The organism is Candidatus Baltobacteraceae bacterium (assembly GCA_036559195.1).
Classification (GTDB): Bacteria; Vulcanimicrobiota; Vulcanimicrobiia; order Vulcanimicrobiales; family Vulcanimicrobiaceae; genus JALYTZ01.
The window spans coordinates 1-17373 of the sequence record DATBTN010000043.1 but is presented as its reverse complement, the minus strand read 5'-3'; the positions used below and the strand labels follow the sequence as shown (position 1 = coordinate 17373).

The window sequence follows — 17373 nt, the reverse complement described above, 5'->3', positions numbered from 1 at the left end:
CGCCAAGGAGCCCCCGTGAGCGTCCGTATCAACCACGCCGAACTCGTCACGACCGCCGTAGTCGGCGAAGTTGCGCCCGCCTTACTCAATACGGGGCTTTACGACGTCAGTTTTGACGGTCAGCCGCTGATCCTTCCGAGCGTCGGAGGAATCAATCCCAACGTGCGGGTCGGCGACTCGGCCTTTGCCTTCGCGGCCGATCACATCGAGCCGGCCGTCAGCGCGCGCAATCCGGACGATCGCATCAACGTCGCTTTCAACACCTTTTCGTGCATCGGCAACGAGGCCGTGATCCTCACGGGCGATGCGAAGGGCAAGCGCGGCCGCGTTACCGGCAAGCACGGCGGCATCGAACACGTGCTCGTGGATTTTACGCCCGAGATCATGCGCGAGATGGCGATCGGCGATAAGATCCAAATTTGGTCGCGCGGGCTTGGGATGCGATTGCTCGACACGCCCGACGTGAAGATTTTCAACGCCGACCCCGAGTTCGTCGACGCGTGGGGGCTCGAGTTCGACGAGTCGTACGTCCGCGCGCGCGTCGCGCGAATCGTTCCCGCCGCGGTGATGGGATCGGGGCTCGGACGCTCGACGGTGGTACGCGGCGACTACGATATTCAAACCTTCGACGATGCCGTGGCCGAGCAGTACGGCCTGCGCGAGCTTCGTCTGGGCGATATCGTCGCGATCGTCAACGCCGACCACTCGTTCGGACGCATCTATCGAACGGGAGCGATTTCGGTCGGCGTCGTCGTGCACGGCCGCTCGTTCGTCTCCGGACACGGCCCGGGCGTCACGTCGCTGCTCACCTCCTCCACCGGCAAAATCGAACCGGTCATCGACGATACGGCAAACCTCGCGTCGATCTTAAAACTGCGCTGAAAACGTAAGGAGCACCGTCGCAACGGTGCTCCTTGCTGCTTCCACAGATTCCCGGACCTCGTTGTGTTAGAGCTTGATGCGAGCCTCTAGGAAGAACTGGAAGGGTTGTTTGGTTTGGTTGAAGTTTCCGGCGGCGGTGTTCGTGTTGGCTCCGCCGAGGTAGGCGGCGTATGGATAGCGGATCAATCGCTGAAAGTCGCCAACCGTTGCGGGCGGATTGTAGAGATTGCCGACCGGGCCGATCGCGCCGCCGGTATTGAGGATATTGTACGAGCAGACGTTGTGGTCGCTCGCAAGCGTCCACGCAGCCTTCGTGCCGCCCCAACACGTACCGACGAGATTCGCAAACGTGCCAACCACCGTTATTTTCGGCGATATTTCGTAACTCAGTTGGAGGTTCGCGGCGAGTTGATTCGGCTGTACGAACGAGCCGAGGTTGTCGAACGCGTTGGTGTAGGGGTCTGGAATTGCAACCGTTCCGCCGCAATTCGTGGCATCGTACGGATTGCCGCCGGCAGCGCCGTACGGATAGCGCGGGTCGTTGGCCGTGCCGCCGCCGAGCGGCGCACCGCAGGTGGCCGGATCGATACCGTTGGTGGTTTCCGGTGCGCCATACCGGGCGCCGCCTTGGAATTGCAGGGACGGCGTGATCGTCATCCGATCGTGTTTGTAGTTCAGGATCGCGGTCGCGACGTACGGCGCGCCGTACGCAACGGCCGACGACTGGGTCGGCCCCGGGAAGATCGTGTAGGTCGCGAACGACTGGGTCGGGTCGATGAGGGCTTGCACCGGCGCGTTGTAGTACGGGTTGGCGATCGCGCCCGCGACGGCGCACCCGGAAGCCGCGCCCGCGAGATAGCACGGCGATCCGCCGCCACTCTTGGTCAGCGCGTTGTATCGTTGAATATCGGTATTGACGCCGCTTACGACCGTCGAGCCGTTGCTGAGCGTGTCGTAGCGAATTCCCGAATGCGTGTAGGCAAACGAGAGTTGCCCGGAAAGCCCGTTGCGGCTGAAGTCTCCTTTGCTCAACTGGAATTCGACGCCTTTGCTGGTCTGACGGCCGACGTTGATCCCGGAGGAAAACGCCGTCTTCTGATCCAGGAAGAACTGTTGAATCTGGTCCTTCGTTTCGCGCAGGAACGGGGTGAGTTTAAAGGACCAATCCGTGCCTTTGAGGTGTTTTTCTAGCGAGAGATCGAAGTTCAGCGAGGTCGGGGGACGAACGGCGTGTTGGCCCGGCGTGGTGAAGCCGAGCGAATAAAACGCGTTCGATCCCGGAAGTTCGAACGGCGTATTTTCCTGAAGCGTATCGTATTGCTCGAACGCCGCGTTCGGTGGTTCGGCATATTTGCCCGCCGAGAAGCGAACGACCGTATCTGGATTGAGCGTGTACGTTCCGCCCAGCCGCGGCTGGAAGACGCCGTAGGTGGTCGTTCCCGAGACGTTGCGCATGTCTGCGGCGGTGTAACCCGCCGGACACGGATTGTTCGGCAGCAAGCCCGCGCCGATCGCCGACTTGTCGACGGGAACGCCGGCCGCGTTGATGCAGTTGTCGAGGTTCCACGCCTTAAACCAAAACGCGCGCGCGGGATCGTTCACGTGCGTATCTCCACCGACGAATTGGAACCGATCGTACCGCAACCCAAGGTTGAGCAGCAGCTTGTCGGTCGGACGGAATTCATCGGTGAGGGAAAGGGCTGTAAATTTCGGGGTGACCGCGTTATAGGTCGCCCAGAGCGAGTTTTCCGCAATGAGCCAGGTGCACGGGCCGGCGCTGCCGCCGGGAATGTTGCACGACGCTGCGAGCGCCGGGACCGTGCCTCTGGAGACGCCGCCCCACGTAGCGAAGTTGGCGCGATTGCCGTTGGCATCGCCGGCCGGATTGCAGGTGATGTTCGTACCGCTTGCATCGAAACAGTTTCCGCTGAGCGGATCGTTGGCGTTGACCATAACGATGCCTCTGGAGCGGGCTCCGCCGGTGTTAAACATTTGCGTGTTGTTGTCGCGCACCGACGACGCGGTTGTATAAGCGCCCTGCAGGCTCAGGAGGTTTTTCGCATTGAACTGCTTGCTCAAGGTGGCGCTCACGCCGCGCGTGTGCGAACTCAGTTCGTAGTCCGAGGCGCAGCACGCTAAGAAGTTCGAGGAAGCGCTGTTCGGACCGTTGTGGGTCCAGCTGCTGTAGTACGTGTAGCCGTAGATTCGGAAGAACGCATCGCTGCCGAAATTCTTCTGATACTGCAGCTTCACGATCTCCTGGCTGTTTCGGAGTACGTCGCGCAGATCGGGCGGAATCGTGCCGCCGAAGACGTGCGGTGGAGTTCCCGGGTAGGCGTAGTGGGTGACGCACGCGCTATTTAACACGTTCGTCGTGCTGCCGACGCCGCCGCACGTCCATTGATAACCGTCGGCGAACGCAGGCGCGTTTGCCGCACCGCCGAATGCGGCGAACCCGCCTTCGTCGTTGGTCGAATTGTAGAAGGGGTTGGTGAGGTTGCCGCTATCCCACAGCAGTTGGATATCGTCGCGGCCGCCGTCGTGGTGGTGGGGGATGCCGAAGTGTAGATTTGCAACGACGTCGCGGTCGGCAATGCCCGACTGAAACGTATATTGGTACGGCAGCAGCAGATAGCATCCGGTAGGCGCGAGTGCGGCCGGGCAGGTTCCGGTGCCCGCGGCCACCGGCGCGAGCGGGCCGGCAAGCTCGCTGCGTCCGGCGGCGTTATTCTGGTCTACGTAGCGGAAGTCTTGATCGTAACCGCCGATACCGGCGTAGTACGAAAAGAGACGATCCGGCTGCGAACCGCCGGCCTCAACCGAGGCCTTGTGGTAGAAGGAGGGCGCGCCGATGCCGAGATTCGCGGAACCGAAACCCGGATAGGTGCCGGCCTTGATGACCTGATTGATGTAGCCGGCCAGTCCCTGACCTTCGGAGTTTGCCGGCGAGGCGCCGGTGTAGACTTGAACCTCTTGCTGTCCGAGCGAGGACGCCGCACCCGACGGATAGTTGTCGAACGAGCGGTTTACCGGCACGCCGTCCAACTCGTATCCGACCTGGTCGTAGTCGCCGCCGCGAATGTGAACCGTCTGGAAGTAGCCGGTTTGATTGAGCGGGACAAACGCACCGGGCACGGAGGCAATCGCGGAATACGCGCTGTTGAGCCCGCCGCCGCCGCCCAATCCCGACATCTTATCTTGCGTAGCTGCATTGATCGAGTAGACGTCGGCCGTCGTTCCCGACCGAACGAGGCTGGCCGTTGAAAGCGATCGGACTCTGGCGATCGTCTTTAGCGACGATTGCATGCGAATGGCCACGGATTGCGTTGCATCGGCGAACACGCTGATGCCCGCCTCGCTCGTCGCGATAAATCCGTCTTTTTCAACCGACACGCTGTACGTGTCGGGAGAGAGGGAAATGAACCCGAAGTGACCCGATCCGTCGGTAACGGTTGCCGACGTTTGCGTTGGGCTTACCGCCGTTACCTTGGCGTTAGCGATGGGTGCGCCGTTATCTGCTTGCACGACCGTGCCGTTCATGCGACCGGTGGTCCCAGCCAGTGTCCATGTTCCCTGGCTGAGCATTCCGATGAGCAATGCGACGGCCACAATCGCGCGTTTGGCGCGGTATCGTGGCATGAACATCGTAGTCTCCTTTAGACGGCACGGGCTGCACTGTCGCGCCTCGTGCCTTAACGAGAGCGCCATTTCTGACGACGTGCAGATCTACATTTGAATAATATTGCTCGTCTTTTGCGACGTTAATGCCATGTCACAACGATCGACCTAAAAGCGTTACGGAAAGATCTGTGTTTGCTAAAAGTCGCGCTTGGGTCGAGGCGTTTAGGACACGTTGTAGATGGTTTCATCTCGACCCGATCCCGCCCAGGATCTCAGCGCACCGGTGAACATCGGATGCGGTGCGCTGTTACCGATACGCTCCACGCGATTTGCCGCGATTTTCGATTACACGCACGATGCGCTTCGCGGTCCGGAACGCGCCGATAACAAGATGTTTGCGTTTAATTGCATCGTCCTGACCACGAAAGAGCACTGGGAGTTTCACGGAGCCGCGGGTAGGGCCGACATCGACGCGCGCTCCATGATGGTTGGGTCGGCGGGCGACGGCTATAGTTGCAGACATTACCGCGGCTGCGAAGACGGCAACCTGGTCGTCGGCCTACGCGACGATGCGATCGATCCGGATTGCCGACGACTCTTCTTGACCCAGGTCGTACCCGCGCAAGCACTGCTGGTGAGACTCATCGGGAACCTGCCGCACTTGTTGGACGACGACAGTTTCGATTCGGCGGTGTTTACGCTCTTCGATGAGGCGTCCGCTATTTCGAGGCGCGACTCGAATATCGCCGCGCCGAAGCTGCGAATGCAGCGGGCGAAACGCTTCATCGAAATGCACGCCTTCGAGTCGATCGGACTTTCCGACGTGGCTCGCGAACTCGGGCTCTCGCCATTTACCGCGCTTCGCCAATTTCGATCCGCAACCGGAAAAACGCCGTACGGCTATCTTCTGGAGCTGCGGCTCGCGCGCGCCCGGGAGCTGCTCGAACGTACTGAGGATTCGATAGCTTCAATCGCGGAGAAAGTGGCCTTCAAAGATCTGGCGCACTTTTCACGATTCTTCAAGAAATGCACGGGCGAATCGCCGTCACTCTACCGGTCATCGCGACAAAACGGACGACGTCCTTCGACAGGCTCCGTTCTTCGACAGGCTCAGGATGACAATGGCTTGTCATGCTGAGCTTGTCGAAGCACGACGAATGACACGCGGTATTGCTTTGAGCGGTTTGGTCCTTCGATAAGCTCGTCCTTCGACAAGCTTGTCGAACCGTGCGTGTGGCAAAGGGGGATCAGAGAGCGCCTTCGGGGCCCATTGCTTCTAGGCGTTTTTTGAGATCGGCGAGGAAGCCGCTTGCGACGTAGCCGTCGACGACGCGGTGATCGAGCGAGAGGCAGACGTTCATGATCTGGCGGATCGCGATTGCATCGTCCTTGGTGACGACCGGTTTCTTTACGACCGTCTCCATCGTCACGATGCCGGCTTGGCCGCCGTTGATGATCGGCGCCGAAGCGTACGATCCATTCGCACCGTTGTTGTTGACCGTGAACGTGCCGCCTTGAAGATCGTCGGCCGAGAGTTTGTTCTTGCGCGCGCGGTCGACCAAGTCGCCGGAGGCGATCGCCAATCCCTTGATCGAGAGTGAATCGGCCTTCTTGATTACCGGTACGACCAGATTCGTCGGCAGACCGATCGCAATCCCGATATTCACGTCGCCGTGCACGTAGATCGACGCCGGAGCGGCATCGGCGGTCACGAACTTGGCGTTCATCAGCGGAAACGCTGCGAGCGACTCGACGACGGCGCGGATGAAGAAGGGCAGCAGCGTCAGCTTGTACCCCGTGTCGCGTTCGAAGCGATCCTTTTCGCGGGTGCGCCACTTCCAGACGTTGGTAACGTCGACTTCCACCATCGACCACGCGTGCGGCGCCGTGTGCTTGCTCTCGACCATGCGTTCGGCGATGATGCGCCGCGAACTATTGAGCGCGATCGTCGTGCCCGGAATCGGTTGACCGTAGCTGCTCGTACCGCCGGGTCCGGGAGCCGTCGCCGGCGCGTTCGGTTTCGCCGGAGCGCTCGGTGCCGGTGCCGTGCGCGCGGCCGCGAGCACGTCGTCGGCGGTAACGCGGCCCTTCGCACCCGAGCCGTTGAGCGCGCGAACGTCCACGTGATGTTCGCGCGCGAGTTTTCGCACTGCGGGCGAAGCGCCGCGCAAGGCATGTTCGGGCGTGCCTTGGGCGGCGGCCGAATGTCCGTTGGTCGAATGGCCGTTCGAAAGCGCGGGCGCCGGTTTGGCGGCGACCGCTTCGGCGGCGCTCGGCACCGGGGTTTGCGGAATGTTGAATCCCGGAACGGGTTCGGCGTTGGCGCTTTCGGCCATCGCATCGGGCGATGCAGCGGCAGCGGCCGCGCCCGTTGCCGCGCCGACTTCATCGAGAATCGCGATCGGGGTTCCGGTGGGCACGGTCGTGCCTTCGGCGACGAGCAGTTCGCGAATCGTTCCCGTCACGGGCGAGGGAACCTCGGAGTTCACTTTGTCGGTCGAAACTTCGAGAAACGCCTCGTACTTCTCGACGGTGTCGCCGGCCTTTTTCAACCAGCGTTCGACCGTGCCTTCGGTAACGGTCTCGCCGAGCTGCGGCATCGTAATCGTGGTAGCCATAATTAGAAACGCACCATCTCTCGCATCGCCTCGGCCATCTCGCCCGGCGAACTCATGTACTCTTCCTCGAGCGGAAGCGCGTAGCCCATCGCGGGAACGTCCGGCGCGCAGTGGCGGCGGATCGGCGCATCCAGATCGAAGAGCGCTTCTTCGGCGACCATCGCGGAGATTTCCGCGCCGATGCCGCCGAATTTGTTGTCTTCGTGTACGATTAAAAGTTTGCGCGTTTTGCGCACGCTTTCCAAGATCGTCTGCTTGTCCATCGGACGAATCGAACGCAGGTCGATCACCTCGACCGACATGCCCTCTTTCTCCAGTTGGTTGGCGGCGTCGAGCGCCCAGTGCACGTACAGTCCGTACGAAACCACGGTGAGTTTCTCGCCGGCCTTCTTGATGTCGGCCTTACCGATCGGAATCGTGTAATGCCCTTCGGGAACCTCGCCTTTGATCAGGCGATAGGTCTTCTTATGCTCGAGAAACAGAACCGGATCGGGATCGTCGATCGCGGCGTTGAGCAGCCCCTTGACGTCGGCCGGGAACGACGGCGCGACGATCTTCAAACCGGGTACGTGATAGAAGAGCGCTTCGATCGAAACGGAGTGTGAGAGCGCGCCGCGCACGCCGCCGCCGTACGGCGTGCGGATCACGAGCGGACAGGTGTACTCGCCGTTGCTGCGATAGCGCGTCTTCGCGGCCTCGCCAACGATCTGATTGAACGCCGGATAGATGAAATCGGCAAACTGAATCTCGGCGATCGGGCGCAGGCCTTCCATCGCCATGCCGACGGCGATGCCGACGATCGAAGCTTCGGCGATCGGCGTATCGATGACGCGCTCGGTGCCGAACTCTTGCACGAAATCCTTGGTGATGAGAAAGACGTTGCCGCGAGCGCCCACGTCTTCACCGAGAATGACGGTGCGATCGTCGGACTTCATGGCTTCGTACAGCGTCGCGCGCACGGCTTCGACGTTGTTCATTACTTGCGACGGCGAACTCACAGCCACGGTTCCCAGGCTCCTTCGAAGAGATTCGTATAGAGTTCCGAGGCGGCCGGATAGGGCTGCTCTTCGGCTTTGTCGGTGGCTTCGTTCGTTTCACGAAGCACGTCTTTTTTCATCGCATCGACATCGGCCGCGTTCATGACGCCGGCCGCGAGCAAAACGCCTTCAAAGAGCGGGACCGGATCGTTCTTGCGATGTTCGGCGACCTCGTCTTTGCTGCGATAGGTCATATCGTTGTCGTCGGTTGAGTGGGCGAGGAAGCGGTAGCAAACGCCCTCGACGAGCGAGGGGCCGCCGCCGTTGCGCGCACGATCCATCGCACGCTTGACGACGTCGTACGTGACGATCGGATCGAACCCGTCGAACTGTTCGCCCGGCATGCCGTAGCCTTCGGCGCGCTTGTAGATATCGGGCTGGCCCATCTGCTGGTCGAGCGGGGTCGAGATCGCCCATTGATTGTTTTCGACGAGCATTACGATCGGCAGCTTGTGAATCGAGGCGAAGTTCATCGATTCGTGCCACTCGCCTTCGCTGGTCGTGCCGTCGCCGCAGGTGACGAGCACCGCGCGTCCGGTCTCCTTGCGCAGTTTCATCGCGTACGCCGCTCCGACCGCGTGCGGGATGTGGGCCGCGAGGATCGATGAGAACGACATCATGCCGGCTTTTTTGCTCGAATAGTGGTTGGGGAATTGGCGACCGCCGTTGTGGTCGGCTTGACGCGCAAAGAGCGAGAGGAGCACTTCGTAGGCCGAGAAGCCGATGCCGACGGCAAGTCCCAAATCGCGATAGTACGGCGCGAGGATATCCTTGCCGCGCTCGAACGCCATCGCCGCGCCGGCCTGCAGGGCTTCGTGCCCCTCGCTGCCGAGCGCGAACGGAATCTTGCCTTGCCGGTTGAGCTGAAAGCCGCGATTGTCGAGTTGGCGCTGGAGCAGCATGTTGCGGAAGATCGCTTTGAGCTGTTCGTCGGACAGCCCGCGCCGCTCGAGTGTCTTGCGCACTTGAGTATCGGTTTTTGCCATATGTTCGAGATGATCCTCAGAAGGTAAGTACGGACGGACCCGTTCGGCTTACGTTATTGCCACGGTTCCCAGGGGCCGGCGTGGAGATTCGTGTAGAGGTCGCCGGGCTCGGGGTAGGGCATCGCTTCGGCCTTGTCCGTGGCTTCGTTCGCCTCGGCCAGGACGGATGACTTCAAGGCGGCCACCTTCTCGGCGGTCAGGACGCCGCGATCGATCAAAAACCGCTCGAATTTGGGTACCGGATCGTCCTTGCGCCGCGCCTCCACCTCTTCGCGGCTGCGGTAGGTGCGATCGTCGTCGTCGGTCGTGTGCGAGAGAAAGCGGTAGCACTTAGCCTCGACCAGGGTGGGGCCGCCGCCCGAACGGGCGCGGTCCATCGCCTCTTTGACGGCCGCGTAGCACGCGATCGGATCGAACCCGTCGACCACCGCGCCCGGCATGCCGTAGCCCGCCGCTTTCTTATAGATATCGGTTTGGCCGCTCTGGCGCGAGATCGGGGTCGAGATCGCCCACTCGTTGTTCTCACAGAGGAACACGATCGGCAGCTTGTGCACGGCGGCGAAATTTAGCGATTCGTGCCACTCGCCCTCGCTCGTCGCCCCGTCGCCGAAGGTGGTGAGTACGGCACGACCGGCCTCTTTGCGGAGCTTGATCGCGTACGCCGCGCCGACGGCGTGGCACACCTGCGCGGCGATGATCGAACTGATCGAGAACAGGTTGAGCTTGCGGCTGGCGTAGTGGTGGGGAAACTGGCGGCCGCCCGAAAGGTCGGCGGCCCGCGCGAAGAGCGAGAGTAGCACCTCGTACGGCGTTAGCCCGATGCCGATATCGAGGCCGAGATCGCGGTAGTAGGGAGCGAGGATATCTTTGCCGCGCTCGAAGGCGAGCGCCGCGCCCGCTTGCACAGCTTCGTGGCCTTCGCTTGCCGACGCAAACGGAATCTTGCCCTGCCGATTGAGCTGAAATCCGCGATTCTCGAGCGTTCGCTGCATCGTCATGATGCGCAGCATCTCGATGAGTTGTAGATCGGTAAGCCCGTGTCGCTCGAAGGACAGCGTCGCTTTTGTGTTGGCGGCCACAATCCGGCTACTCGCCCGAATCTGTGTGGAAATCCTGCGCCTCGAAGCAGTAACCGCGAGGCGGCGCGGCAAAAAAAACGGTATGAGGAAGGGTGTATGGATGCTGGTCCTCGCCATGCTGGCCTGCGGCGCGCTTCACGCGAACGCGCGAGCGTCGGTCTTCTGCGCCGCCGACGTCGATTTTCTAACGCCGTGGAATTACGGTACCGACGGACCGGCGAACGCGTTAGACGAGAACCTGCACTACCTCTACACGCTCGCATCGGACTCGGCACAACGCGTGAGCGGTCACCTCATCGTCGTTAGCGACACCAAAGCCTATACCGTCGCTTTTAGCGATATCCGATTCGTGCCGTCGGAGACCGACCCGATGCATTTTCAAGCCGACAGCGCGATGATCTCGTTGCCTCGCGCCGATCGCATCCGCTACGCGTGGGTCGACGACGTGGTGGACGCTTCGGGCAAAGCGCAATCCTGCCCGACGTTTCCCTACAAGGTTCCGACGTTGGGTGACGACGAGCGGCGTACGTTGACCGCGTCGCCGGCGCCGCTAAAGCGCGGCGAGCACCGCACGTTTGCGAGTACGGCCGCCGATTTTAAGCTGGATCTGCCGGCGCTGGATTGCAAGGTGCCCTACCGCGACGCCAGTATGGCCGGGCAGATCGCGCACGAATCGAGTTTCTACGATATGAAGGCCGGACGCCACGCAAAGGCCGAGTTTCGAATCTCGATCGATAGCGACGGACGAGCCGCGGCGGTGGACCTCTTGCAACCCAGCGGCAGTACCTCGTTCGACGCATACGCGCGCCAACAGCTCGCGGCGGTGCCATACAACCCCAGCATCTTTCGCTGCATTCCGGTCGTTTCGGAGCTGCGATATCGCATGGAGTACACGATTTAAGCAGCGGCCAGGTCCCCGCCGCGCGCGCGGCAAACCCGATTTGCATGATCGCCTCGCTCGAGATACCGCACGACGAACTCGTCCGCGTACGTCGCCACTTTCACATGCATCCCGAACTCTCGATGGTCGAGTTTGAAACGGGCGCGTACATCGAACGCGAGTTGCGCGCGCTCGATTTGGACGATCTGCGTACCGGGGTCGGGAAGACGGGCATCCTCGGCACGCTCAAAGGGGGCCGGCCCGGGCCGGTGACGCTGCTGCGTGCCGACATCGATGCGCTGCCCGTGAGCGAAGTTGCCGACGTCGAATATAAGTCGACCAAAAACGGCGTGATGCACGCGTGCGGACACGACGCACACATCGCGATTTTACTTTGCGCCGCCAAGGAACTCGCGCGCCGCCGCGACGAGATCTCCGGCACGCTCGTATTCTGTTTTCAACCCGGCGAAGAAGGTTACGCCGGCAACAAACTCATGATCGAAGACGGCGCGCTCGAGAATCCGCACGTGGACCGGGTCTTCGCATTGCACGTCTTTAGCGGGTTGGAAGTTGGGAAGATCGGCGTGCGCGACGGTGCGTTCTTTGCTTCCTCCGACGAGTTCCATCTGACGCTGCGCGGCAAGGGCGGCCACGGGGCGATGCCCGAACGCGCGATCGACCCGATCGTGGCGGGAGCGCAGTTCGTCACGATGCTGCAGACCGTCGTGAGCCGCGAGATCGCGCCGAAGGATCCCGCGGTCTTTACCGTCGGCAAGTTCTCAAGCGGTTCGACGTTCAACGTGATTCCCACCGAAGCGGAGATGGAAGGCACGGTTCGCTCGTTCGATAAAGACGTGCGCGCGTCCATGCCCGAGCGCATGGAGCGCATCCTCAAAGGGCTCTCGATCGCGATGCGCGTCGAATACGAGATGCGCTATCGCATGGGATATCCGCCGACGGTCAACGATCCGGCGATGAACGACATCGTGCGCGCAGTCGGCCGCGAGGAACTCGGCGAGGCGAACGTCGTCGATCCGCACGATATCGTGATGTGGGCTGAGGACATGTCCTACATGATGGAAGAGCGCCCCGGTGCCTATTTCGTCGTCGGCGCGCGCGGCACCGAACTCGGCACCCAGCCGCAACACAGCGCCCGCTACGATATCGACGAGGGCGCCCTCGACGTCGGCTTCAGAATGATGGTAGCCCTAGGATTGCACTCTCTCTAAGACGGAGCGTTCTTGTCATGGTGAGCTTGTCGAACCACGTCCTTCGACAGGCTCGTCCTTCGACAGGCTCAGGATGACAAAGAAGAAGCGTTCTTGTCATGGTGAGCTTGTCGAACCACGTCCTTCGACAGGCTCCGTCCTTCGACAAGCTCAGGATGACAAGGGGTGTTCTTTGTCATGGTGAGCTTGTGGAAGTGGGGGTTGTCTTATGGGCGTTTGTTGATGTCGTCGCGGATGGATTGGGCGGTTTTTTTTACGAAGCCTTTGAGTTCGGTTAGGGCGTCTTCGGCTTGGGCTTGGGTTTGATTGAGCGCGTCGTGCACTTGCGGTGAGAGCTGTTCGCGCTGCTTCTCAACGGTTTCGTTGAGTTGTTTGCCGAGGTCTTGGGCTTTGCGCTTCGCGCGTTCTATGAAGTCGTTGTTCATCGTTCGTCCACCGTTAGTACCCACCGGATAGCGCGCGCGTGTTGATCGAGTTCTTGGAGCGTGCGTCGCAGCCAGCCGGCAGTCGTGTCGTCTGCACCCACACTACCGGGGGCGGCCTCCAACTGTTTCGTAAACGCCAATGCGGCCTCAAGTTGCGCCTCGATCTGCGGCCAGCGCGTGCGTAAGGTCGCTTCGGAGGCGTCGGGGAGGCGATCGATCGTCGGCGGTGCGGCGAGCGCCGGATGGCGAGTGGCGAACTCGAGGCGCGCGAGCGAGTAATCGGCACTCGTGCCGATGAATGAGGCCAGCAACGCGACCAGTCGTACTTCCATTCGTACGGGAGCGCTTTCCGGGCCCGGCGAATGCGTGCCTCTTCGTCGCCTCTAGATAGGGAGATCGAGCTTGCATTCGGTCGGAGACACGCGCCGTTACGTGATCGTTGGGAACGGCTTTGCCGGAACGACCTGCGCCGAAGCGCTGCGCAAGCACGACCCCTCGTGCTCGATCACGATGTTCGCCGACGAGCCCTACACGCTCTACAATCGCATCGCGCTACCGCCGCTGCTGCGCAAGCAAGTCACCGAAGCGAAAGTGATCATCCGCGATCAGGCTTGGCACGACAAGCATCAGATCGCGCTGCTTCTGCGAACGCACGTCGATCGCGTCATTCCGGAGGAACGCGTGGTCATCGCCGACGGTAAATCGTATCCCTACGATGCGCTGCTCGTTGCGACGGGCGGACGCCCGAACCCGCACCCGGCGCCGGGCTCCGACGCGGCGAACGTGTACAACTACCAGTATCTCGACGATACCAAAGCGATTTCGGAGCAGCTCGAACACACCAAGACCGCCGTTGCGATCGGCGGATCGTTCATCGCGTACGAACTGGCCGAGGCGTTCGTGTCGCGCAAAGTCGAAACGCACTGGGTCCTGCGCGGCCCGCGCTTTCTGCACCGCATGCTCGACGAGGTCGCCGGCGGCCTCGTAGACAAAGCGGCGCGGGCCGACGGCGTTCACTTTCACTACGAAGACGAGGTCGTCGATTTCGTGCGCAGCAACGGCGTCGCCACGAAGCTGCGTCTCAAGAGCGGCGCGGAGATCGAAGCGCAGTGCTACGGCATCGGCTTCGGGCTCACGATGAACACCGAACTGCTCGACGGCTCCGGCGTGCAAACCAGTAAGAACGGCATTCTGTGCAACGATCGCCTCGAGACGAATATCGGCGGGATTTTCGCCGCCGGCGACATTGCAGATTTTTACGATCCGACGCTCGAGATGCGCTACCGCATGGGGACCTGGAATAACGCCGGCGCGCACGGCAAAGTGGTCGCCATCAACATGGTCGGCGGCGACGAGCGGTACCACGACGTGCCCGAGTACTCGAGCATGCTCTTCAAAGGGCAAACGATCACGCAGTTCGGCCTCTCGCCTGAGTATCGGCCGGATATCGAGACCGTCTGCTCGACCGACGCCGAGAAGGGCTGGTACCGCGCCCTCTACTTCTGGGACGATCGCCTCGTCGGCGGCCTCTTCATGGGCAAAGGCAATCGCAGCGGCAAGCGCAAGTACGTGGACACGATCAAGGGCAAACAGCGCTATCCCAAACCCCAATGGCGCGAGATGCTGGATTGGACCCACGACTGAGCCGAACGGCCCGAGGTGCCGCCTTTCGGATAGCGTAATTTAGCGCATCGGAGGTGTGCTTGTCCGACGTTCTTACGCCGACTCGCCCGTTGCCCACCGGGACGGTAACGTTCTTCTTTAGCGACATCGAGGGCAGCACCCAGCGTTGGGAACTGCATCGCGAAGCCATGCGCGACGCGCTCTCGTGGCACGACGCAATCGTGCAGGCCGCGATCGAACGCCATGCGGGCCAAGTCTTTAAAACGGTCGGCGACGCGTTTTGCGCCGTCTTCTCGCGCGCACCCGATGCGGTAGCCGCCGCACTCGATGCCGAGCGCAGCTTGGCCGCGCGCGACTTCAGCAACATCGACGGGCTGCGGGTACGCGTGGCGCTGCATACCGGCCATTCCGAAGAACGTAACGGCGATTACTTCGGGCCGGCGGTCAATCGCGTCGCGCGCCTGCTCTCGATCGGTCACGGCGGCCAGGTGCTGGTTTCCGGCGTCACCACCGAACTCGCGCAGGACGAAATGCCGGCGCAGAGTTCGCTGCGCGATCTGGGCCTCCAGCGGCTGCGCGATCTCACCTACCCCGAGCAAGTTTATCAGCTTTGCGCGCCCGACTTGCCGGTTGAATTTCCACCGCTGCGCTCGCTCGATGAATTGCCGAACAATCTGCCGCTTCAAGTAACGAGCTTCGTCGGCCGCGAGCCCGAGATCGCCGCACTCAAGGAACGCCTTGCAAAGGCGCGGCTGCTCACGCTCGTGGGTGCGGGCGGAATCGGGAAGACGCGGCTCTCTTTGCAAGTCGGCGCCGACGTGCTCGACGACTACGAAGACGGCGTGTGGTTCGTCGAACTCGCGCCGATTCGCGACGCGCAATCGCTTCCCGACGCCGTCGCCTCGGTCTTTAACGTCAACGCCGGCGAGGGGCGCTCGGCCACCGAGGCGTCCGTGAACTACCTCAAGCGCAAGAAGGCGCTCGTGATCTTCGATAACTGCGAGCATTTGGTGGAGGCGGCGGCTCGCATGATCGACGCGATCATTCGGGGATGCCCGCACGTCAGAGTTATTGCGAGTTCGCGCCAAGGATTGGATATTGCGGGCGAAACCGTGCACCGCGTGGCGTCGCTCACACTTCCCGAAGCCGGCCAGCGCTTGACGACCGAAGCCGCACTCGAATACGGCTCGATCGCCTTGTTCGTCGATCGGGCGCAAGCGGCGAGCGAATCGTTCTCGCTCACCGACGAGAACGTGGAGCACGTGGTCCGGATCGCGCGTCGGCTCGATGGAATCGCGCTGGCGCTCGAGTTGGCCGCCTCGCGGGTGAAAGTAATGAACGTCGCGAGCCTCGCGGATCGGCTCAACGAGCGATTTCGGATTCTCACCGGCGGAAGCCGCACGGCGCTGCCGCGCCAACAGACGATGCGCGCGCTCATCGACTGGAGTTACGATCTCCTTTCGGAGAAAGAGCGGGCGCTCTTCGAACGCCTTGCAGTTTTTGCGGGCGGATGGACGCTGGAAGCGGCGACGGCGGTTTGCAGCGACGATCTGGTTGAGGACTGGGAGGTTCTCGACGTGCTTTCGGCACTGGTCGACAAGTCGCTTGCCGTCGTCGATTTGAGCGGACGCGACGAACGCTATCGGCTGCTCGAATCGACCCGGCAATACGCGCTCGAAAAGATCGAATCGTCCGGCGAATTCGACCGTTTTGCGTTTCGGCACGCGTCATTCGTCGCGCAGATGGCGACCGCAGCCGACGCGGGCTCGGCGAAGCGTCCCATTCAGACGTTTCTGACCACGATCGAACCCGAGGTCGACAATATTCGCGCGGCGCTCGCGTGGACGATCGTGGAGCGTCACGATATCGCGCTCGGCTGCACGATCGTCGGCTCGCTCGGGAATTTTTGGCGCGATCTCTCGGCCGGTGAAGGGGAACGCTGGATCAGAATCGCCACCCAGAGCGCCCAGACCGACGTGCCGCTCGAGGTTCAAGCGCGGCTCTTTCGGGCCTTCGGAGAAGTCGATACCACCGCCGATCCCCGGGTCTTCGAATCGGCTTCTCGCGCGCGGGAACTGTACGATGGCCTCGGCCGGCGCGGCGAATCGGCGCTCGCAACGCGGCTGATGGGATTCTATTTGATTCGTCAAGACGAGAACGCGGCGGCGCTTCCGTATTTACAAGACGCGTTGGCCGTTTTTCGCGAGGTCGGCGACGAGCGCTGGACGGGGCGCACGCTCTCGGACATCGCAACCGCGCTATGGCTGACCGGCGAGGTCGCGCAGGCGCGCGAAATGTACGCGCAAGCGCTCTCGGCGGCGCGCAGTTTCGGCGACGATCGCGAACTGCGTCGAGCGGCGATGAATATGGCCGAAAGCGAGTTTGCCAGCGGCGATGCAGAGGGAGCGTTGAAGCGGGCGTTCGAGGCCGGGACGATCGGAAACGAAAAGTCCCACTTGGTTGCAGGCTTGATCACGAATATTGCGGCGTACGAATTGTTTCTCGGCAAAACCGACGACGCCCGGGTCCACGCCCGCGCATCCTTGCGCATGGCCCGCGATATGCAAATAATGGCCCAAACCTTCATCTGCCTGCAGCACCTCGCCGGCGTCGCGGCTCGCGACGGAGACTACAAGCGAAGTGCGCGTTTACTCGGACGGGTCGGCGCCTTTTACGTTTCGATCAACGCGAAACGCGAGCTTACCGAACAGATTACGTACGATCAAACGCTGGCGCTGCTGCGCGAGCACGTGCCGGAAGACGAGTTGACGATGCTGATGGCCGACGGCGCCACGATGACCGAAGATCAAGCGATCGAAGAAGGTTTAGCGATCTAATGCCGATCGAGCTTTTCAACACGATCGCGACCATGGGAACGTTCGTGGTGATCGCCGCGAGCGCCGTGGCCGCCTTGATCCAACTGCGGCACATGAGCGCCGGTAATCAACTCGATGCGATTCTCTCGCTCGAGCGCGATTTCCGCAGCGAGCCGA

Annotated in this window: 13 protein-coding genes; 6 read left to right on the top strand and 7 right to left on the bottom strand. The window is 61.8% G+C overall.

Annotation, left to right across the window (positions count from 1 at the left end):
• Window positions 1–15: 15 nt before the first annotated feature.
• Window positions 16–882: a DUF4438 domain-containing protein gene (locus tag VIG32_05405; protein HEY8297439.1), complete on the top strand. Its 867-nt coding sequence runs from the start codon at window positions 16–18 to the stop codon at window positions 880–882.
• Between the two features lie 66 nt (window positions 883–948).
• Here the strand turns inward: VIG32_05405 and VIG32_05400 are convergent, their stop codons facing one another.
• Window positions 949–4527: a TonB-dependent receptor gene (locus VIG32_05400; protein ID HEY8297438.1), complete on the bottom strand. Its 3579-nt coding sequence runs from the start codon at window positions 4525–4527 to the stop codon at window positions 949–951.
• 214 nt (window positions 4528–4741) lie between these two features.
• Here VIG32_05400 and VIG32_05395 point away from each other — a divergent pair, with 214 nt between their 5' ends.
• On the top strand, window positions 4742–5641 hold the full coding sequence (locus tag VIG32_05395; protein ID HEY8297437.1) for an AraC family transcriptional regulator: 900 nt from the start codon (window positions 4742–4744) through the stop codon (window positions 5639–5641).
• 109 nt (window positions 5642–5750) lie between these two features.
• Here the strand turns inward: VIG32_05395 and VIG32_05390 are convergent, their stop codons facing one another.
• From VIG32_05390 to VIG32_05375, 4 genes are read right to left on the bottom strand one after another with little or no spacing between them, the layout of a single operon-like run.
• A complete protein-coding gene (locus tag VIG32_05390) occupies window positions 5751–7121 on the bottom strand; it encodes a dihydrolipoamide acetyltransferase family protein (GenBank protein ID HEY8297436.1) in 1371 nt (456 codons plus the stop codon).
• A gap of 2 nt (window positions 7122–7123) precedes the next feature.
• On the bottom strand, window positions 7124–8119 hold the full coding sequence (locus VIG32_05385) for an alpha-ketoacid dehydrogenase subunit beta (GenBank protein HEY8297435.1): 996 nt from the start codon (window positions 8117–8119) through the stop codon (window positions 7124–7126).
• Window positions 8116–9144, bottom strand: a complete 1029-nt coding sequence (locus VIG32_05380; protein ID HEY8297434.1) for a thiamine pyrophosphate-dependent dehydrogenase E1 component subunit alpha — start codon at window positions 9142–9144, stop codon at window positions 8116–8118. Before VIG32_05380 ends, VIG32_05385 begins: the two co-directional genes overlap by 4 nt.
• A 53-nt stretch (window positions 9145–9197) precedes the next feature.
• A complete protein-coding gene (locus VIG32_05375) occupies window positions 9198–10223 on the bottom strand; it encodes a thiamine pyrophosphate-dependent dehydrogenase E1 component subunit alpha (protein HEY8297433.1) in 1026 nt (341 codons plus the stop codon).
• A 100-nt stretch (window positions 10224–10323) separates the two neighbouring features.
• On the opposite strand from VIG32_05375, the gene VIG32_05370 reads away from it, so the two are divergent.
• Together VIG32_05370 and VIG32_05365 are read left to right on the top strand one after the other, a co-directional pair.
• Window positions 10324–11124 carry a hypothetical protein gene (locus VIG32_05370; protein HEY8297432.1) on the top strand — a complete coding sequence of 267 codons (801 nt, stop codon included), beginning with the start codon at window positions 10324–10326 and terminating at the stop codon, window positions 11122–11124.
• Window positions 11125–11168: 44 nt separating this feature from the next.
• A complete protein-coding gene (locus VIG32_05365; protein ID HEY8297431.1) occupies window positions 11169–12332 on the top strand; it encodes an amidohydrolase in 1164 nt (387 codons plus the stop codon).
• Between the two features lie 206 nt (window positions 12333–12538).
• On the opposite strand, the gene VIG32_05360 is transcribed toward VIG32_05365, so the two are convergent.
• Together VIG32_05360 and VIG32_05355 are read right to left on the bottom strand one after the other, a co-directional pair.
• Window positions 12539–12757 (bottom strand): hypothetical protein, encoded by a 219-nt coding sequence (locus VIG32_05360; GenBank protein ID HEY8297430.1) that lies wholly within the window; start codon window positions 12755–12757, stop codon window positions 12539–12541.
• Window positions 12754–13089 carry a hypothetical protein gene (locus VIG32_05355; GenBank protein HEY8297429.1) on the bottom strand — a complete coding sequence of 112 codons (336 nt, stop codon included), beginning with the start codon at window positions 13087–13089 and terminating at the stop codon, window positions 12754–12756. Before VIG32_05355 ends, VIG32_05360 begins: the two co-directional genes overlap by 4 nt.
• Window positions 13090–13159: 70 nt before the next feature.
• On the opposite strand from VIG32_05355, the gene VIG32_05350 reads away from it, so the two are divergent.
• Window positions 13160–14401: an FAD-dependent oxidoreductase gene (locus VIG32_05350; GenBank protein HEY8297428.1), complete on the top strand. Its 1242-nt coding sequence runs from the start codon at window positions 13160–13162 to the stop codon at window positions 14399–14401.
• Between the two features lie 59 nt (window positions 14402–14460).
• Window positions 14461–17217 carry a tetratricopeptide repeat protein gene (locus VIG32_05345; GenBank protein ID HEY8297427.1) on the top strand — a complete coding sequence of 919 codons (2757 nt, stop codon included), beginning with the start codon at window positions 14461–14463 and terminating at the stop codon, window positions 17215–17217.
• Window positions 17218–17373 lie beyond the last annotated feature (156 nt).